Source organism: Pseudonocardia sp., assembly GCF_025465255.1.
In the GTDB taxonomy this organism is placed as follows: domain Bacteria; phylum Actinomycetota; class Actinomycetes; order Mycobacteriales; family Pseudonocardiaceae; genus Pseudonocardia.
Genome location: NZ_JAODNI010000200.1, coordinates 1 through 17,447 on the forward strand (window position 1 = coordinate 1; position 17,447 = coordinate 17,447).

General features: G+C 71.5%; 20 protein-coding genes. 11 read left to right on the top strand and 9 right to left on the bottom strand.

Features of this window, described 5'->3' with window-relative positions; translation table 11 throughout:
• Nucleotides 1-535: MFS transporter (locus JWP64_RS23970; RefSeq protein WP_297501292.1), on the top strand; the 535-nt coding region annotated here is incomplete at its 5' end.
• Between the two features lie 847 nt (nt 536-1,382).
• Here the strand turns inward: JWP64_RS23970 and JWP64_RS23975 are convergent.
• The 3 genes from JWP64_RS23975 to JWP64_RS23985 form a co-directional block, all read right to left on the bottom strand.
• On the bottom strand, nt 1,383-1,784 hold the full coding sequence (locus tag JWP64_RS23975; RefSeq protein ID WP_297501294.1) for a type II toxin-antitoxin system VapC family toxin: 402 nt from the start codon (nt 1,782-1,784) through the stop codon (nt 1,383-1,385).
• 8 nt (nt 1,785-1,792) lie between these two features.
• Complete coding sequence (locus JWP64_RS23980) at nt 1,793-2,029, bottom strand: type II toxin-antitoxin system prevent-host-death family antitoxin (RefSeq protein ID WP_297501297.1); 237 nt, start codon at nt 2,027-2,029, stop codon at nt 1,793-1,795.
• 725 nt (nt 2,030-2,754) lie between these two features.
• Entirely contained in the window at nt 2,755-3,480 is a 726-nt protein-coding gene (locus tag JWP64_RS23985) for a type 1 glutamine amidotransferase domain-containing protein (RefSeq protein WP_297501301.1), read from the bottom strand.
• A 525-nt stretch (nt 3,481-4,005) separates the two neighbouring features.
• On the opposite strand from JWP64_RS23985, the gene JWP64_RS23990 reads away from it, so the two are divergent.
• Both JWP64_RS23990 and JWP64_RS23995 read left to right on the top strand, forming a co-directional pair.
• On the top strand, nt 4,006-4,632 hold the full coding sequence (locus tag JWP64_RS23990) for a hypothetical protein (protein WP_297501304.1): 627 nt from the start codon (nt 4,006-4,008) through the stop codon (nt 4,630-4,632).
• Between the two features lie 192 nt (nt 4,633-4,824).
• Nucleotides 4,825-5,046 carry a hypothetical protein gene (locus JWP64_RS23995; RefSeq protein ID WP_297501307.1) on the top strand — a complete coding sequence of 74 codons (222 nt, stop codon included), beginning with the start codon at nt 4,825-4,827 and terminating at the stop codon, nt 5,044-5,046.
• Between the two features lie 75 nt (nt 5,047-5,121).
• Here the strand turns inward: JWP64_RS23995 and JWP64_RS24000 are convergent, their stop codons facing one another.
• Nucleotides 5,122-6,714 carry a thiamine pyrophosphate-binding protein gene (locus JWP64_RS24000; protein WP_297501310.1) on the bottom strand — a complete coding sequence of 531 codons (1,593 nt, stop codon included), beginning with the start codon at nt 6,712-6,714 and terminating at the stop codon, nt 5,122-5,124.
• Nucleotides 6,715-6,865: 151 nt separating this feature from the next.
• Here JWP64_RS24000 and JWP64_RS24005 point away from each other — a divergent pair, with 151 nt between their 5' ends.
• From JWP64_RS24005 to JWP64_RS24030, 6 genes are all read left to right on the top strand, one after another.
• Nucleotides 6,866-7,387 (top strand): pyridoxamine 5'-phosphate oxidase family protein, encoded by a 522-nt coding sequence (locus JWP64_RS24005; RefSeq protein WP_297501313.1) that lies wholly within the window; start codon nt 6,866-6,868, stop codon nt 7,385-7,387.
• Nucleotides 7,384-8,580: an NAD-binding protein gene (locus JWP64_RS24010; RefSeq protein WP_297501316.1), complete on the top strand. Its 1,197-nt coding sequence runs from the start codon at nt 7,384-7,386 to the stop codon at nt 8,578-8,580. Before JWP64_RS24005 ends, JWP64_RS24010 begins: the two co-directional genes overlap by 4 nt.
• A 5-nt stretch (nt 8,581-8,585) precedes the next feature.
• A complete protein-coding gene (locus tag JWP64_RS24015) occupies nt 8,586-9,356 on the top strand; it encodes a GntR family transcriptional regulator (RefSeq protein ID WP_297501319.1) in 771 nt (256 codons plus the stop codon).
• A complete protein-coding gene (locus JWP64_RS24020; RefSeq protein WP_297501322.1) occupies nt 9,353-10,492 on the top strand; it encodes a DUF3500 domain-containing protein in 1,140 nt (379 codons plus the stop codon). The genes JWP64_RS24015 and JWP64_RS24020 overlap by 4 nt, the downstream gene beginning before the upstream one ends.
• A gap of 49 nt (nt 10,493-10,541) precedes the next feature.
• The gene (locus tag JWP64_RS24025) at nt 10,542-10,787 is read left to right on the top strand and encodes a hypothetical protein (RefSeq protein WP_297501325.1); all 246 of its coding nucleotides are present in this window, start codon (nt 10,542-10,544) and stop codon (nt 10,785-10,787) included.
• 179 nt (nt 10,788-10,966) lie between these two features.
• Complete coding sequence (locus JWP64_RS24030) at nt 10,967-11,167, top strand: hypothetical protein (RefSeq protein ID WP_297501328.1); 201 nt, start codon at nt 10,967-10,969, stop codon at nt 11,165-11,167.
• 91 nt (nt 11,168-11,258) lie between these two features.
• Here the strand turns inward: JWP64_RS24030 and JWP64_RS24035 are convergent, their stop codons facing one another.
• The 4 genes from JWP64_RS24035 to JWP64_RS24050 all read right to left on the bottom strand — a co-directional run bounded on the left by JWP64_RS24035 (nt 11,259) and on the right by JWP64_RS24050 (nt 15,197).
• Nucleotides 11,259-11,675, bottom strand: coding sequence for a hypothetical protein (locus JWP64_RS24035; protein ID WP_297501331.1), 417 nt, complete (start codon nt 11,673-11,675; stop codon nt 11,259-11,261).
• A gap of 105 nt (nt 11,676-11,780) precedes the next feature.
• Nucleotides 11,781-12,869: a glycosyltransferase family 4 protein gene (locus JWP64_RS24040; protein WP_297501334.1), complete on the bottom strand. Its 1,089-nt coding sequence runs from the start codon at nt 12,867-12,869 to the stop codon at nt 11,781-11,783.
• Between the two features lie 115 nt (nt 12,870-12,984).
• Nucleotides 12,985-14,085 carry a glycosyltransferase family 1 protein gene (locus JWP64_RS24045; protein WP_297501337.1) on the bottom strand — a complete coding sequence of 367 codons (1,101 nt, stop codon included), beginning with the start codon at nt 14,083-14,085 and terminating at the stop codon, nt 12,985-12,987.
• Nucleotides 14,082-15,197, bottom strand: coding sequence for a glycosyltransferase family 4 protein (locus tag JWP64_RS24050; protein WP_366890499.1), 1,116 nt, complete (start codon nt 15,195-15,197; stop codon nt 14,082-14,084). The genes JWP64_RS24045 and JWP64_RS24050 overlap by 4 nt, the downstream gene beginning before the upstream one ends.
• A 59-nt stretch (nt 15,198-15,256) precedes the next feature.
• Here JWP64_RS24050 and JWP64_RS24055 point away from each other — a divergent pair, with 59 nt between their 5' ends.
• Nucleotides 15,257-16,072: a glycosyltransferase gene (locus tag JWP64_RS24055; RefSeq protein ID WP_297501343.1), complete on the top strand. Its 816-nt coding sequence runs from the start codon at nt 15,257-15,259 to the stop codon at nt 16,070-16,072.
• 132 nt (nt 16,073-16,204) lie between these two features.
• Here JWP64_RS24055 and JWP64_RS24060 read toward each other — a convergent pair whose 3' ends face one another.
• The gene (locus tag JWP64_RS24060) at nt 16,205-16,843 is read right to left on the bottom strand and encodes a DUF4232 domain-containing protein (protein ID WP_297501346.1); all 639 of its coding nucleotides are present in this window, start codon (nt 16,841-16,843) and stop codon (nt 16,205-16,207) included.
• Between the two features lie 418 nt (nt 16,844-17,261).
• Here JWP64_RS24060 and JWP64_RS24065 point away from each other — a divergent pair.
• Nucleotides 17,262-17,447, top strand: a 186-nt coding sequence (locus JWP64_RS24065; RefSeq protein ID WP_297501349.1) for a hypothetical protein, incomplete at its 3' end; no start/stop codon positions are given.

The following is a 17,447-nucleotide window of genomic DNA, read 5'->3' on the forward strand; positions in this document are numbered from 1 at the left end:
CGGCCTCAACACCTGGCTTCCTCAGCTGATGATCACCGCCGGTTACCCGCTGCAGCAGGGACTGGGCCTGCTGCTGACCCTCAATGCCGGGGCCATCGCGGGAATGGTCGTAGCCGGAAACATGGCGAACCGCTTCGGGCCGCGCGCCGCCGCACTGACCTGGTTCGGGCTCGGCGCGGTGTTCCTCGCCGCCCTGAGCATCCCGCTGCCCGCCGCGCCGCTCTACATCGCGGTGTTCCTGACGGGCGCGTTCGTCTTCAGCGCACAGACGCTGATCTTCGCCTACGTCGGACGCGTCTACCCGGCGCCGAACCGCGCCACCGGGCTGGGCTGGACGGCCGGCGTCGGACGGATCGGGGCGATCGTCGGCCCGATCATCATCGGGGCGCTGCTCTCCGGCCCGCACGGATACCCCTGGGGGTTCTACGTGTTCGCCCTCGTCGCGGTGCTGGCCGTCGGCGCCACCCTGGCCATCGGCAAGCCACGCGACGTCGTCGACGACGAGATCGCCGTCCACGAGATGCTCACGCACTGAGCCTCGCGCCCGGTAGCCGGTCACCAGGACCACATGATCATGCGGCTCGACCGGCCGCCCTCGACCGCGGGCTGCCGTCCGCCCTGGATCTCTTGGGGGCGCCCGATAGACGTCGAGGCTGCCGGACTGCCTCGGCAGCCACGCTATCCGCGCTGACAACCGACAAAGTAGTAGTGGCGTTCAGACAGACCGAGGACGCGGAGTGTGCACGAGCGAGCGCGACTAGTCAGATGATGACTAACGCAGCGGATATTTGTGGCGAGTTGCGCGCCATGGCAGACGTTCAAGGACGCGCAGAACGGCAGTCGGGGGTCGCACCGTCGCGGCGGCTGGAGGCCCCCTTGGCTCCACCATCGGCGGCGCGGCGGTGATCCAGGCTGCTGGTCGACGACACTGCTGTCGTCCGTGCGTGCCTGACTTCGCTGCTCGAATCGGTCGGCGAGTTCAGCGTGGTGGGCCAGTGTGCCGACTGCGCCGAGTGCGTCGAGGCAGCGACCGTCTGGCGCCGCACGTGATCGCAATGGACGCGGCCGTGCCCGGCATCGACGGGATCGCCGCGACCAGTCGGCTCCTGGCCGTCGCTCCCGGTTTCCCGGGTCCTGTTCCTGACATCCTCGGTGGCGGGCGACACGATCCGTCGGGCGTACGCCGCAGGTGCCGTCGGCTACCTGTCGAAGTCGGATACGAGTTCGGGCTTCCGTACGAGCACGTCTGCGATCTGTCACAAGGCTTACCGGAAATCGTTCTCGACTAGGCAGACGCGCGGTGAGTCGGTACCGCGCCGTCGTGTGGCACGCAATGGCCAGACGCGGGCGTGCCGGCCCGCTGGCCGAGCTGGTTGAACGGATCATCCAGGAACCGGGACGGGAACGACCGTCAGCCCATCGATGCCCGCGAAGTCATCCGGATTGCCGGTGTGCACGGGCAGGCCGCGGGCGATCGCCACCGCGGCGATCATCGCGTCGTACGCGCGCGCCTGGGGCTTGCGCCCGCTGCGCCGCAGCGCGGCGGCCACCCTGCCGAACGCCCGCGCTGCCGCGGCGTCGAAGGGCAACGGGTCGAAGTCCGCCTCGGCCTGCTGCAGGACCGCCTGCCGGGCGGCACGCTCCCCTTCCGAAGTGGCCACCAGCGGGCCCACCGACAACTCCGCGAGCGTGATGGTCGAGATCAGTGGCACGTCGGGCAACGCCGTCACATCGGTCAGACGCGGGAGGTTGATCACCGTGCTGGTGTCCAGCAGCCCCGCCACTGCAGCGGTCACAGCGACGGGTCCAGCACCGCGTCCACGTCGACGCGGAAGGCCTGTGTATCGACCGCCGGGACCGAGCGCCACCGCGCCAGCAGCGTGCTTGCCGTGAGCCGAGGACGTGGCAGCGGCCGCAGCTCCCCGACCGGCACCCCGGAACGGGTCACGGTCAATGTCTCGCCATGCTCGACCCGGTCCATCACTTCCCCGCCGTGGTTGCGGAGATCGCGGATCGTGACCTCGTCCATGAGGGGACCGTATCACGCGTGATACGCCAGCTGGCCGTCGACGCTCGCTGCTGCCATATTCGCGAGGCGCTTGCCGGTCACCCTGACCCCGCAGAGCGCGCACTGGTGGTCCTGCCAGGCAAGCAACGCACGGTGCCCGTTGGGCTATCGGGAGCGGGGGCAGCTCCCAGGACCAGCAGGCCGGGGCGCTTACAGGTCGATCCCGTGCAGCACGCTGTCCGTCCACTTGTCGACGGACTCGATGTAGCCGTGGAGGACGGGGGAGGTGTGCCGCCACCCGCCCTGATCTGCAATTTGCTTGATCTTGCGGCTCTTCCGGAGGCCTCGGTGGCGAGGCCGCGGCGGGCCGAGTGCCCGGTCAGCTTGTGATGATTCCGGCCTGCTGCTGCCAGTGGTTCCACGCCTTCACCGGGCACGTCTCGTGGTACTCGCCGAACGGGACGGCGCTCTGTCGATCTCCAGCCCGGAGCAATCCCGGAGCGAACGCCTGCAGCGGATGGTCACCATTTCGAACCACCTGTCTGACCGAGTCGCTGTCTCGCAGGCCGAGGCGACCGCGCGTGTGAAGCGCAGGCAGGCCGCGATGGGGCTGTTCGGCCAATACGAGGTCGGTAGCCTCGCGGTCTCCCGAGGCGCGCCTTCCGGCAGCGTGTGCGGCACTATTCGCCCTGCTGCCGAAAGGTGTCGTCCCGAACGTGTCCGGCTGACCGGGATCACTTCAGGGGCTAGCTTTGCGAAGCCGGGCCACGCATAGCCCGCCGGGCGGCAGCGACCAAGCCGATGCTCACCACGGCGGTGGCTGACGGCTTCGGCGACCATCGCAGCGCAGCGACGGCCAGGCTGGGGGGTGCGCTGCGCTGCGGATCGGACTCATGACCCGGCGCTGTCGTCGTCGGCTCGGGTGAGGTCTTGGCGAAGGCATCGAGCATTGCGGGGACGAAGGCCGCCATGTCTTGGGGCCCTCTGCTCGTGGTGAGGTTCCCGTCCCGGACGATCTCCTGATCGAGCCAGGTGGCACCGGCGTTCACCAAATCGTCTCGGATGCCGGGCCAGGAGGTGAGCGTCCGTCCATTGAGGAGTCCCGCCGATGCAAGTACCCACGGTCCATGGCACAGGGTGACGATGGGCTTGTCACTCGCGGCGAACGCGCGAACGAATTCCCGTGCCTGGGCGGACTGCCGGAGCAGGTCAGGATTGATGAACCCGCCGGGTAGCAGCAGGCCGTCGTAGTCGCCAGGATCGGCTTCGCTGATCGTCTTGTCCACGCCGACCCGGCTGGCCGGCATGTGCAGGTTCACCCCGCGGATACGTCCGTGCCGTAGGGACACGACGTCAACCTTCGCGCCGGCCAGTTTCAGCGCTCGCAACGGAATGACCAGCTCGACCTTTTCGAAGCCGTCGGCCGCCAGGGCGGCAATCTTGCGGCCCTTGAGCTGGCGTCTGGTGGGCATGTCGTCCTCCTGTCGCTCGATGGCGCCGCAGAGATGGCATAACTCCCCCTGGCGGCGGAAGCCTCAGCCAGGGCGCCGAAAGCTGTTCGAAACTGGCTGCTGCTGAACCGTGAGCGGGTACCCGCACCCGGCCGCCCGACACGTTGCTGGGCGAACTGACGCTTGACCTGCCCGACGCCCGCGCGATCCTCGCGGAGTTCGAGGCCGACCTCATCAGCCTGCGCACCCGCGCTCCTGACGACCGAGGACCTCGACACGTCACCCGCGGAGGAGATGCTCGGAGTCGGCCTACGTGGATGGACATTGCTGCGGTCGCATGGACCCGGACAGTGGCCACGGCTCTCGCCGATCGCCTCGCGGAGCATCGAATCCTCGCGTCGCGCTGGGCGACCCGGACACCGGGATGGCCGGCTTCCGCACCTCGCACGCCTAGGACCGGACCAGGGCGCTCGCCGACGAGACGGTGCGGCCCGACGGCGTGGACCTCACCTGCCTGGCCTGCCGATCGAGGAGACCTTCTTCCGGATGCTGCGGCACCGCGAGTTCGAGGCCGCGGAGATGTCGCTTTCCTCGTACGTGACGCACGTGGGCGGCGCGGCGGCCCCGGACCTGGTGGCGATCCCGGTCTTCCCCGCGCGGGCGTTCCGCCACCACGGCGTGTACGTGCGCACCGACAGTGATCTGGTCGAACCCGCCGACCTACTCGGCCGCACGGTCGGTGTCCCCGAGTATCAGCTCACCGCGGTCGTGTGGATCCGCGGGATCCTGGCCGACCGGCACGAGCTCCCCGTCGACGCGGTGCCGTACCGAACCGGTGGGATGCACGAGCCGGGCCGCGTGGAGAAACAGGCGTTGGATCTCCCGGCGGGTATCGAGGTGGAGCCGATCCCATCGGACCGCACGCTCGTCGACCTGCTGCTCACAGGCGAGATCGACGCCCTGTACGCGCTCCGCACGCCCCGGCCGATGCTGGCCGGCGGGACGCAGATCCGGCGGCTCTTCGCCGACGCCGGGCCGAGGAGGAGCGCTACGCCGCCGAGACCGGGATCTTCCCGATCATGCACACCGTCGTGCTCCGGCGAGAGGTGTATGAGGCCCGGCACTGGATTGCGGGCTCCCTGTACACAGCGTTCGAGCGCGCGAACGCGCTGACCGAGGCGCGGATGGGTGAGGTCGCGGCGCAGACTCACCCCGGACGAGCTGTTCGTCCCCGAGACGCATGCGAGCCACGTGATCTGAGTGTGACTTGACGGAGGACCTGGAGACGCTGCGGACCCGCATCGCCGACGCCTGCCGCGTGATCGTTGCGCGAGGCCTGGCCGACGCGTGCTCGGGCAGGTCAGCGTGGGCGTCGACGAGGACCACATGCTGATCCGGTGCCGGGGCCGCGGGAGCGCAGCACTTACCGGCGGCTACGGCGTCGGCCACGCCTTCGACTGCGTCGGTTACTCCCACACCATCCGGGATGCCTGGTCCGCCACCCGGGAGGTCCGGTGCGGCACCGACGTCGTCGCGCACTGGAACGCGGTGATGCAGGAGCCCACCGAGGCGTTCGGAGCTGGGTGACGCGCACGCGCATCGCGGCACGACCGCCGCTGGGATCCGGGCTGCCGGGATGCCACTTCCTGCAAGGTTTGGACGCTATCCGCGAATGGTTCGGATCACGTGATGGTAGGAGGCCGGGTCGATCCTGGCGTCCACGACGAGCGGTCCTCCCGCCGACGAGGCGAGAGCGCGGCGCAGCCCGTTGATGTCGTCGACGACCACTCCGGGTACTCCCATCGCGGCGGCGACCGCCGCGAAGTCCGTCGCCCGGTAGGTGATGGCTGCGGCCCCGCCCTGCGCGTCGCGCTGCTTCAGGGCGATGAGGGTGAGCGCCGCGTCGTTGAACACCACGACCGTGACGTCGAGCGCCAGACGGGCGAGGGTCTCGATCTCGGCCATGGCCATGCCCAGCCCGCCGTCGCCGGTGAGGCAGGCGACCCGGCGTCCCGGGCGGGCCAGCGCGGCCCCGATCGCCGCGGGGAGTGCGAATCCCATGGTGGCAAGGCCGTTGGAGATCAGTACCGGGTCGGGACCGTTCGTCGCCCACACCGGCATCGTGACGAGCATGTGCGCGCCGGCGTCGACGGTGAGCAGGGCGTCGCCGAGCGAGCCTCGGGCGGTCCGGACCACGTCGAGCGGGGTCAGGGCGCCGTTAGGGGTCGCGGGGTGCTCGCCGAGGCGGGGGAGGGTGGCCGCGTTCGCGGTGCTCCCGGCTCCGGACGGCCAGTCCGGCGCGGCTGCCCCGACGAGGGCGGGCAGCAGCGTCGCGTAGGGGCCGACGAGCAGCAGCGGGTCGCCGAAGTAGCCGGTCTCGACCGGGTGCGTATGCACGAGGACGACCGCGGCGTCACCCGGCCAGGGGCCCGGCATCGGCTCGACGGGGTCCAGCCCGACACCGAGGACGAGGTCGGCCCGCTCGAGCAGCGGCCGTTCCAGCGCCGCACCCGTGAAGAGCCCCGCGAAGGTTGGCCAGGACTCCGGCACCACCCCCTTCGCCTCGTAGGTGGCCAGGACGGGGCAGTCGAGGCCGGCGAGGGCCTCGCGGACGGCGGCACCCCCGCGGGCCGCGTCCACCCCGACGATCACGACCGGGTGCCGCGATGCGGTCACCAGCTTGCGCGCGGTCGCGAGGTCCTGCCGGTCGACGGTGGAGCGGGGTGACGGTGCGGGAGGGGCATCGCCGGGGGTCGTCGGGTCGAAGGCCAGGTGCACCGCGCCGGCCGGGGCCTCGAGCGCCAGCCGGGCGGCCGCCGTGACGACGTCCTTCGGGTCCGTGTGGCCGAGGGTGCCGCTCCACTTCGTCAGCGGTGCGGCCGCGCCGACCTGGTCCAGCCGCTGGTGCGCGGTGCGGTCCGCCGACGCCGCGGTGACGGTGTCGCTGATCAGGAGCAGCGGGGCCCGGTCGAGCGTCGCCTGCGCGAGCCCGTTGGCGGCGCTGGTCAGGCCAGGCCCGCGGGTCACCACGGCCACTCCGGGCGTACCGGTCAGCCGGCCGTAGGTCGAGGCGGCGATGCACGCGGCCGTCTCGCCGTGGGTGAGGACGAAGTCGATCCCACGCTCGGCGGCGGCACCGATCATGTCGAGGTTGGGGCCGCCCCCGGGCACGCCGAAGATCCGCTCGGCGCCCGCGTCGCGCAGGCCCTCGGCGAGTGCGTCGGCCAACGCCCGGGACGTGGTCGGACCGCCCACTCCCCACCTCCGATCTGTCGACACTTCCACGATGGGAGTCACAGTAGCGACGGCATCGAAACAGCTCATGATCTGGACAGGCCGAGGGCCGATCGATAGTTTCGTGCCGAACTGTCTGCAGTAGCCGCACATCGATGTGAGGGAGCTAAGGATGGCGATCACGGTCGCGAAGTTCCGGGACGTCGCGGACGGGACTCAGCCCGGCCAGTTCGAGGTCGGGGACCACGCCTCGGTCACCAGCCTGGGCGACCTCGACCCGATCTACAAGCAGCTGATCGACGAGCCGGTCACGGCCGTCGTGTCGGTCACCGGTACGACGGGGCGGTCGAACCTGACGCCGGTCTGGTTCGACTACGAGGGCGACACGGTGCTACTCAACCTGGCGACGCACCGCAAGAAGGTGGACTGGCTGCGCAAGGCGCCGCAGGCCACCTTCCTGCTGATGAACCCGGCCAACGCCTACCACTGGATCAGCATCAAGGCCACGGTCGTCCGCGAGGTCTCCGAGGACGACCCGGAGGAGGGTCCGCGCGTCACGGCCCAGCTCGACCGGATCTGGACCAAGTACACGGGCAACCCCGGTCCCTACGCGCTGCGCGACCCGGGTCGTGACGAGCGCCGTGTCCTGTTCGAGCTCGAGGTCGACTCGATCGCGACCTTCGGCCGCCCTTGAGCAGCCGGCGCGGCGGCATGCCGTCGGTCGCGGTAGTCGGCGGTTCCCTCGGAGGCCTCACCGCTGCGCTGCTGCTGCGCGACATCGGCTGCGACGTCACGGTCTTCGAGCGGTCGCGGGCGACGCTGCAGGCCCGCGGGGCCGGCATCGCGGTCCTGCCCGAGACCGTGCGCTACCCGGTCGAGCGGCTGGGCCTCCCGGTCGAGCAGATCACCTCGAGCACCGAGTGGATCCGCTTCCTCGACCGGGACGGCTCGGTGGGCCACGAGCAGCGCCACCGGTACCGCTTCTCGTCGTGGAACACCATCTACGGCACCCTCCTCGATGCCTTCGGCACCGAGCACTACCGGCTGAGCCGCGACATGACGTCGTTCGCCGACGAGGAAGACGGCGTGAGCGTGCGCTTCGCCGACGGCGACGAGGTGCACGCCGATCTGCTGGTCTGCGCCGACGGCATCGGCTCGCACGCCCGGTCGACGCTGCTCCCCGACGTGGCGCCGCGCTACGCCGGCTACGTCGCGTGGCGCGGCACCGTGCCCGAGCGCGAGCTCGACGGGGCCACGTTCGCCGCCCTGCACGACGCGCTGACCTACCAGGTCCTGCCCGGCAGCCACATCCTCGCCTACCCGATCCCCGGGCCCGACGGGGCGATCGACGTGGGTGACCGGCTGATCAACATGGTCTGGTACCGCAACGTCGCGGAGCCCGACCTGGCCGCGTTCCTCACCGACCGCGACGGGCAACCCCGATCGGTGTCGTTGCCGCCGGGTTCGGTGCGCGACGAGCGCGTCGACGAGCTGCGGAGCTCCGCCGCCGCGCTCGTGGCACCGCCGATCGCGGAGATCGCCGGCCGCATCCGGGAGCCGTTCGTCCAGGCGGTGTTCGACATCGAGGTGCCGCGCATGGTGTTCGGCCGGGCCTGCCTGCTCGGCGACGCCGCCTTCGCGGTCCGCCCGCACGCCGCGGCCGGCACGGCGAAGGCGGCGGAGGACGGCTGGGTCCTCGCCGCGGAGCTCGAGGCCGCGGGCGGGGACGTGTCGAAGGCGCTCACCGCCTGGGAGGACTCGCAGCTCGCGCTCGGGTCGCAGCTGCTCGAGCGCAACCGGGAGATCGGCGACAGCTCGCAGTTCGGCGGCACCTTCCGGCCCGGTGATCCGCGCCTGATCTTCGGGCTGCACGGCCCGGGACGGTGACGCCGGTGACGACGTCGGGGAGCATCCACCAGGTGCAGGAGAACGCGGTCACCGGCGGGCTGGTCGTCCCGGGCGCCCGCGACGCCACCGACGTGATCCACGCCGACCTGCGCGGCCGCATCCTGTCCGGCGACGTGCCGGCGGGTGCGGGCCTGTCGCAGGCGCGGATCGCGAAGGACCACAGGGTCAGCCGCGGGCCCGTGCGCGAGGCCTTCCGGCTGCTGCAGCGCGAGGGCCTGATCGAGGTGGAGGTCAACCAGCGGGCCCGGGTCACGGACCTGTCCGTGGACGAGGTCGAGCACCTCTACGCAATGCGGGTGTCGAACGAGACGCTGGCCCTCGGGCTGAGCGTCCCCCGGTTCACCGCCGCCGGCCTCGACGAGCTCGACCGCCTGGTCGACGCGGTCGCCAATGCCGAGGCGCGGGGCTTCGACGCGTGGGAGGACCAGCACCACCGCTTCCACATGCGCCTCGTGGCGCACGTCGGGGAGCGCATGCTGCGGTCGATGACCCAGTGGGCCGAGCACACCCGGCGCTACCGCAAGATCTACGTGAGCAGGGAAGGCAGCGGCTGGACGCTCGGGGCCCGCGAGCACGCGGAACTCGCCCGGCTGTGCCGGGAGCGCAACACGGCCGCCACCTCGATGCTGCTTGCCCGCCACCTCTCGCGCGCGGGCCTGGCGCTGATCGCCTCGATGGATCCGGCCCACGAACCGGCACTGCTCCGCGCCGCCATCCGGCAGGCGCTCGCCGCGGCAGAGAGGACCACCCCATGACGGACCAGCTCACTGCTCCGGCGCCGGTCGCCGTCGCGGAGCGCATGGCGGCCGCAGCGCAGGCCTGGCTGGACGCGCTCGACCCCGCCCAGCGGGCGCTCGCCCACTGGGCGGCCCCCGGGGCCGACGAGGAGACCGAGGCCGAGCGGCTGCACTGGTACTACACGCCCACCGACCACGGCGGCCTGCCCGTCGGCGTCCAGCGCCCCGCCCAGCAGAGCCTGGTGATGCAGCTCGTGGCCGCGGGGACGTCCACCGCGGGCTACGTGACGGTCGCCGCGATCATGGGCCTGGAGAACGTGCTCGACCACGTCGAGGACTTCGCAGTCGACTGGGGCCGCGAGCGGGGCCGCGACCCCGGGCTCTACTACCTGCGGGTCTTCGGTGAGCCGGGGCCGGTCGGGGTGTGGGGGTGGCGGTTCGGCGGCCACCACGTCTCGCTCAACATGCTCGTCGTCGACGGGGCCGTCCGTTCCACCACGCCGTGCTTCCTCGGGGCGGACCCCGCGTCGTCCCCGCTGGTGGGTGACGGGGCGCTGCGGCCCCTCGGCCGGGTGGAGGACCTCGCCAGGGACCTCGTGCGATCACTGGCGCCCGCCGCGGCCGCCCGCGCGGTCCTGCTCGACCGCGCTCCCAGCGACATCGTCGGCGGCAACCGCTCCCGCATCTCCCACGGCGACGAGATGATCCTGCTGCCCGACATCTGGCGCGGGCACTTCACCGAGCAGCGGCTGTGGGACCGCGTCACAACGATGAGCCGCAAGGCGGAGGAGGCCTCGGGCCTGGACGCCGCCGACCACCGGCACCTGGCGATCACGGACGAGCCGAAGGGTGTTCCCGCCACCGCTCTCGACGCCGACCAGCGCGAGATCCTGCGCGTTCTGCTCTCCGCGTACCGCGACCGCGTGCCCGCCGGCCTCGCGCCGCCCCTGGACGAGGACGCGGTCCACTTCGCGTGGGCCGGATCGACCGAGCCCGGCCAACCCCACTACTACCGCCTGCAGGCGCCGCGGCTCCTCCTCGAGTGGGACGACACCGCCCGCGGCGCCAACCACGCGCACTCCGTGTGGCGCGATCCCGAGACCGACTTCGGGCTCGACGCGCTCGTTGCGCACCGGGCCGAACACCACCCCTGACGACCGGAGGGTCTTGCCGGTCCGACCCCTGGCCGGTCACAGTGCTCGGGTGGGTGCACCGGAGGTGCCGTCGACACTGCGCTCGTGGATGAGCGTGGTGGGCGAGATCGCGCGGGCCGTCAACGCCGCGGAACCGTTGGACGGGGTCCTGGCCACGGTCGCCGAGCAGGCCTGCGCGCTGATCGGCTTCGAGTACTGCGCCGTGATGCTCGCCGAACCCGACCGGGAGCACCTGCGGGTGGCGGGCTCGTCGGGGCTGTCGAGAAGGGAGAACCGCTCCCTTTGCCGGCAGTGATCACCCGAGGCAGCGCGCCTCGAATACTTCCAGCGGCGACCGAACCTGGCCACCCCGACGGAGAGGGGCCACACTCGTCGGCGTGGCGACCAGCTCGGGGTCCTGGCGCAGGCGCTGAGGCGAGGACCGGACATCCGCAGCCGTGGCCACGTCCCGACAGTCGTGCTCCGGGAGGACGAATGTTGATACTGGGGTGGGTCATCACCGTCATCTGCGTGTTGTTGTTGCTGGCCGCGGGCGTCGTGATGCTGGTGCTCGCCCGGGACCCGCACGCGAACGTCCTGCGCTGGACGGTTCGCCGTCGCCGCGATGGTCATGAGTTGCTGGAACCTGGCCAAGTCAGGACGGTGAACGAGTCATTGTCGCGTGAATTCCGCTAGACAAATTTCGACCCGACTACGGCAGGCTCGGCTTATCGGGCCGGGACCGAAGCTCCGTCGGTCCGAGTGGCCCTGAGCCGGGTCGGCTCGATCAGCCCCGGTAACCAACGATCGGATGAGGCCGGCGATTGTGGCGGGTGCCTCCTCCGGGAGGTAATGTCCGCGTCCAGCCAGCACGCGACCGTCCACGTTCGGCCAGAGTGCCGCGACCTCCGATCATCTGCTGGCCGCGACCGGTCTCACCGCTGACCACGAGCACCTCCCGGTCGAAGCTCGACGCCGCCACTATTGCCCGAACGGCGTCGATGGACTCAGCCAACGCATGGTAGAAGCCGAGCGCTGCATCGAGAACATCCGTCTCGCTGTATACAGCCGCGAAATAGTCGATGCGAATGTCCGGGAAAATATCGGGCGTGCCGCTTTTCGATCGCAGGAACCAAGCGAGGAAGGTGCTCAGCTGTCCGGCTATGAGGACCCTCGAAGCGTCGGCATGAGCATGGAGGTGCATGTGCCAGAGGGACTGTCGGATCGGACCGGGTAGCTCGGCTCGTACGCGGAGATGACCTGCTCGATGGCCTCACCGGCATCGGTGTCCTGACCGAAGACCGTTGGGTCAGCCCGACAGCTCCTCGTAGGCTGCGAGGCAGCGCGCGGCGCACGCCTGCCAGGTGAAGCGTTCCAGCGCCACCTCGCGAGCGGCGCGCCCCATCCGGGCGGCAAGCCCCGGGCTCCCCAGCACGGTGGCCAGCCGATCGCGGAGTTCGTCCACGTCCCCGGGTGTCACCAGGAACCCCGTCTCGCCATCTCGGACCACTTCCGGGAGCCCACCCAGGCGGCTGCACACCACGGGTGTGCCGCTGGCCATCGCCTCGAGCACACAGAGGCCGAGCAACTCGGGGAGCGCGACCTGGCGTCCGTAGCACGTCTGATGCACCGAGGGCAGCACCAGCACCTGGGCGCGCCGGTAGAGCAGCGGCAGCTGATCATCGGGAATCTCGCCCGGGAAGGTCACTTGTCGCCCGTCCGCGAGCCTGCGCAGCAGCGGCAGGTAACCGTTCGCCGGGGGGCGCGGGTCGTGGCCTGCCGTGCCCGCGCAGGTCAACCGGGCGCCGACAGGCAGCGCCCGGATGAGCCGGTCGATGCCCTTGTGCGGGGTCAGGCGGCCGACGTAGAGCACCCCGTCGCGCCCGTCCGCGCCGTCGGGATGAAACCGGTGCGGGTCCGCGCCCCCGTAGATCACCGCCGTCCGATGCGCGGGCGCGCGCAACGTCTGCGCCGAGTGCTGCGACACGGCCAGGAATCGATGGAACAGTCGAGGTAGCAGCCCGCCCCAGTCTCCACCGCCCAGCCCATGGTCGGTGACCGCCAGCCACTGCCCGGACAGGCGCGCGGTGACGGCGGCGACACGGCTCGGCGTGCTGTGAAGGTGGTGGGTGTGCACGATGTCGGCGCCGCGCAGCGCGGCCGGCAGGCTCGGCGCCACCGGATGCGCCGGGTGGTGCCACAAGCGGGTCCATGTGCACAGGATCCGCACCCGCAGCCCACTCGGGTCCACGACCACCCGCGGGCGCACGCCGAAGGTCACCAACTCGCAGTCGACCTCGGCGGCGAGTGCGCGAGCCAGCTCCAGGGGATAACGCTCGCCGCCGCCGAACAGCCCCTCCCGACCGAACGGTGTCGGGGCGACGTGGATGACCCGCATACTGTTTCATCTCCCTGACCAGGCTGGCCGACCTGTTGTCAACGTCGACTGAATCTGGGCAGGGCCGGGGGCGGGTCGTGGTCACGGCGGCGGCCGCGGACGGTGCATGCCGAGCTCATCCCGATGACCCCACGCGCTCGTCGGCAAGCCGCTCGTAGACGCGCACCGTGCCGGCCGCGGCCCGCTCCCAGCTGAACTCGGCCGCCCGCCGCAGCCCGGCCTCGCGCATCCGTGCGCGAAGGCCGGCGTCGTCGAGGACCGCAGCGATCGCGTCGGCCCAGCCCGCGATGTCGTAAGGCTCGATACAGGGGCCGGCGCCCGCGACGATCTCGGGGAGTGCGCCGGCCGTCGACACGACCACCGGGCACCCGCATGCCATCGCCTCCAACGGGGGCAGCCCGAAACCTTCCGCCCGCGAGGGCAGCACCAGGCACACCGCGCCCGAGTACCACGCCACCAGGTCGTCGTCGCAAACCTCACCGACCGCGTCGACAACGTCCGCGAGCCCGAGGTCCTGAATCCAGCGGGTCAAAGCGGCGCCGAACCGGGCCTCCGAGCCTCCGGCGAGTCCCACCTTCACCAGTCGCAGATGCGGCCGGCGCCGCCGCAGCAGTACGAAGGCCCGCAGCAGGGTCCCGAGGTTCTTTCGCGGGTGCTCCGATCCGACGAACAGCACATACGGGGCGCCGGAGAGTCGGTGAGTCACCGGACGGAACAGGGCGTGGTCGAGGCCGTGATACACCACCGCGACTCGTGCTGGATCGAGCTGCAGCCGCTCGATCAGGTCCCGCCGGGTGGTCTGCGAGACGGCGACGACCGCGGCCGCTCGCCGCACCCCCTCGGCCTCGGCCGCGATCCACCGCCGGTCCCGCCGGGTCGGTGCATTGATCAGCGGCACCAGCGCTGTGAGGTCGTTGTATCGGATCAAATCGTGCACGGTGACGACGAACGGGCGGCGCAGCCGCGGGCCGTACCGGGCGAAGTGGTGGTGGGCGAAGTGAGGGATGCCGTCTCGCGCGCGGAGGGCGCGCAGCAGCAGGCGGTCTCCTACCGCGCCGCGGATCGCGCCGACGGACACGCTGTCGACCCCGAACCACCCTGCGCTGGTACGGCAGGGACTGATCTCCACGGTCGGCACCGGAAGTCGGCGGGCGAGTTCCTGACCGCGGCGGTCGATGCTGCCGGCGCCCGTGGTCGTCACCAGGTAGGGGTTCATGCGCGCGCACTCACCCGGGTCACCGCGGCCCGCGCAACCGCGCGTGTGTAGACCTCTTCGACCTCGTCCACCATCCGCTCATGCGGCCACGCGCTCGCTCGATGCAGCGCGCCGCGTCGTAACCGAGCAGCGAGATCCGGCTCGAGCAACACCCGCATCACGGCCGCCGCGAGATCGGCCGGATGGTCCGGTGACACGAGCAGGCCCTCCACGCCGTCGCGGAACTGATCGGGCACCCCGCCCACGGCGCTGCACACGACGGGCACGCCGGCGGCCAGTGCCTCGGGGACCACCAGCGGGCTGCCCTCCGAAAGCGAGCTCAGGGCCATCACCTCAAGCGTGCCGATCAAAGCTCGCGCGTCGTGGCGGTGGCCGAGGAACTCCAGCGCCCCCCGGAGGTGCAGGTCCTCGGAAAGCACCCGCAGCTGACCGGCCATCGGCCCCTCGCCGGCCACGACGAACTGCACATCCGGTACATGCCTCCGCACCAGCGCCGCCGCCCGCAGGAAGACCTCCACGCCCTTCTCCGGCTGCAGCCGACACACTCTGCCGACCAACGGCCGGCCCAGCCAGCGCTCGGGGCGGCGAGTCGGCGGGACCTGCGCCGGCGTGATCGCCGGCGGAACCACCCGGACCCGCGTGGGCGGGACGTCGAGAACCTCGCGCAGCATCCGGGCCACGGCGGTCGATACCGCCAGCAACGCGTCCGCCCGCCGGTAACTGGACGCGGCGAACCAGCGGTCGAGCGGTCCGCGCCACGGCGCCTCGGTGTGCTCGGTCAGCACGAGCACGGCAGGTGTCCCCTCCGTCGCCCGGGCGGCGGCCACAGCGGAGGCGTGGATGTGGGCATGTACGACGTCGAAATGCCCGGCGTGCACCAGCGGACGCAGCCGGGCGGCGAACTCCGGGCAGGCCCGACGCTTCACCAGTGCCGGCATGAGCTGATGCACCGCAACATCGGCGGCGGCGAGCTCGCGCGCCAGCGGGCCGCCGACCGAGCACGCCAACGCCACGGCGTGCCCACGGCGGCGCAGCGCCACCGCCAGGTCCACCACGTGCCGCTCGGCACCGCCCGGACCCAGCGAGTCAACCACCTGGAGCACGTTCAGCACCGCTGGGAAGTTCCCTCGAGCGCGCGAATGAACCGCGGCCGCGAGGGAACTCGCAGCCCGTGACGATCGCCGCCGTGCTTCCGACGTTCAACCGCCTGGCTGCCTTGCGCGCGAACCTCGGCAACATTCTGACGATCGCGGATGTCGAGGAGGTGCTCGTCGTCGACGACGGGTCGAGCGACGGCACGTGGGAGTGGTTGACCAGCCGGCCCGACCCGCGACTGCGACCGCTGCGGCACCGTGAGAACTATGGCTCCCCGGCCGCGCGCAACACCGGCGCGGCCGCTGCCCGCACCATGTGGGTGCTGTTCGTCGAGGACGACTGCCGCTTCCCACCCGAATACGCCCAGGTGCTGCGCACCGCGGCGCACCGTCACGATGTGGAGATCGTCGGCGCACCGATCGTGCACGCCGGGCGCGACGAAGACCTCGAGACGGTCCTCGCAGCGGCCCGGTCGACGCGGGCAGGCCCCAACGGCCTGGACGAGATCGCCGGTTTTCCCGAGGCGCCGGTTCGCACCCCGCTGATCCCGGCGCCATCGCTCGTCCGGCGCACGGTGTTCGACGACCTGCAGTTCGACACGGGTTACACCGGCAACGCCTACCGTGAGGAGACGGACTTCTTTCTGCGGGCTGAGCAACTCGGTCACCGCTGCCTCCTCACCGGCGACACCTATTTCTGGGAATCCCTCCGCTATCCCGGGGGACAGCCCCGAAATCTGGCTGCGCAATGGTCGACGGTGCGGAACAACTGGCGATTCCTGAACCGGCACGGGAGTGAGCTGGTCCGCCAGGGACACATCCGGTCGCCGCTGCGTGAGCAGCTCGCGTTCACCGCCCGGCGCCTTCTACGCCTGCGCAGCGGTTCGTCCTGAAGGCCCGCGGTCGGTACCGGGACGTGGAGGTGACGGCCGCGATCTTGGAGGCCGAGGCCTGGGCCGAGCACCGCCAGGGCGGCTGTAGCAGCCGCACGGGCACACCTCCTCGGCCATCAGCTGCTCCGGCACCTAGGCCTTCATCGTCTGGATCAACAGCTGCGCGGAGGGCGTGGTGCCTGCGCAGCCGGTGGTCTCCAGCGGGACGAAGGCCGAGGCCGTTTCCCCCGGCGGGTAGACCCGCAGGCCGCGGACGGGCGTCGGCCGGCAGGCCGCGGCGTCGAAGTTCGCGGCCTGGGGCATCTGCAGCGCCGCCCCCGCGGCAGCACCCGGCCCGAGCCGGACCTGGTCCCCGCGCGGCCCGCTCATCTCGGCAGCCGCGCCGACCTGTCGGCCGTCGTCGCCGGTTACGTACGAGACGCCCGGGAAGCCCCGGAGCTGGCACGTGCCCGGGCCGACGTTCAGGAAGCTGATCGTCGAGTACACCGAGCCGGCGCCTGCGTCGCGGTCGGTGAGGGTGATCCTCAGGTTGCGCGTGGCGCAGTTCGGCGGGTTCAGCGCGTCGCCGGCGGAGGCCGGCGCCGTGGCGACCGGTTCGCCCGTCGGCGCGGCGGTCGTCGTGGGCGTCGCGGCCGCAGTCGTGCTCGACAGCGGGACCCCGCCGTTGACCTCGTCCGTGCCACCGCCGGAACAGCCGGCCGCCAGGACCCCGACGGTGGCGACGGCCACGGCGCCGAGCCGCGCTCTCGTGTTCATGCTGGTCATGCTCATCTCTCTCCCTCCCCGACACCGGGCCCCCGCCCGGTGGGTGCCGACCGGGACACTGCCGGCACCTGAGGAGAGGACGGCCGGAGGGGCGCTCGGGTTGCGTCGGACAACGATCGCACCGCATCGGGCGACCCGCGTCCGGGATCGCCGAGACTTTGCCCGATCGAGACCGGCGGCCGCGTCGACGTCAGGACGCGACCGTGGCCCGGCAGGCGAGGCCGGCGGGCCGCATCGCCGACGAGGCGGGCGCGGTCGTGGCGAGGGGGCCCATCCCCGGGATGGGACGGGACCGATCACCGGGCTCTGTCGGATCGCACAAAAGCGCGCGGGGCCCGTCCGTTCCCTTCGTGCGCGCGGTGCCTGCCCCGGCGGCCGTGGCGTGGGTCACCCTGGGCGGCGATCCCACCCCACCCCCCAAGAGGTGACCGTGCGCGCTACCGCCCGAACCCGAACACCGACGTCCTGGTCCCGACGCGGGCACGAGGGCCGCCGGCCCCACCCCGTCGACGAGGTCCTCCCCGCCGGCAAGCTCGCCGTCTACGGCGTCCAGCACGTGCTCGCCTTCTACGCGGGCGCGGTCATCGTGCCGATCCTGCTGGCCGGTGCG

Excerpts from the sequence above, each read along its gene's own strand:
- JWP64_RS23980 (WP_297501297.1), bottom strand. The coding sequence starts at position 2,029 with ATGGACGAGGTCACGATCCGCGATCTCCGCAACCACGGCGGGGAAGTG.
- JWP64_RS23985 (WP_297501301.1), bottom strand. The coding sequence starts at position 3,480 with ATGCCCACCAGACGCCAGCTCAAGGGCCGCAAGATTGCCGCCCTGGCG.
- JWP64_RS23990 (WP_297501304.1), top strand. The coding sequence starts at position 4,006 with ATGCTGCGGCACCGCGAGTTCGAGGCCGCGGAGATGTCGCTTTCCTCG.
- JWP64_RS24005 (WP_297501313.1), top strand. The coding sequence starts at position 6,866 with ATGGCGATCACGGTCGCGAAGTTCCGGGACGTCGCGGACGGGACTCAG.
- JWP64_RS24020 (WP_297501322.1), top strand. The coding sequence starts at position 9,353 with ATGACGGACCAGCTCACTGCTCCGGCGCCGGTCGCCGTCGCGGAGCGC.
- JWP64_RS24030 (WP_297501328.1), top strand. The coding sequence starts at position 10,967 with ATGTTGATACTGGGGTGGGTCATCACCGTCATCTGCGTGTTGTTGTTG.
- JWP64_RS24035 (WP_297501331.1), bottom strand. The coding sequence starts at position 11,675 with ATGCACCTCCATGCTCATGCCGACGCTTCGAGGGTCCTCATAGCCGGA.
- JWP64_RS24040 (WP_297501334.1), bottom strand. The coding sequence starts at position 12,869 with ATGCGGGTCATCCACGTCGCCCCGACACCGTTCGGTCGGGAGGGGCTG.
- JWP64_RS24045 (WP_297501337.1), bottom strand. The coding sequence starts at position 14,085 with ATGAACCCCTACCTGGTGACGACCACGGGCGCCGGCAGCATCGACCGC.
- JWP64_RS24060 (WP_297501346.1), bottom strand. The coding sequence starts at position 16,843 with ATGAGCATGACCAGCATGAACACGAGAGCGCGGCTCGGCGCCGTGGCC.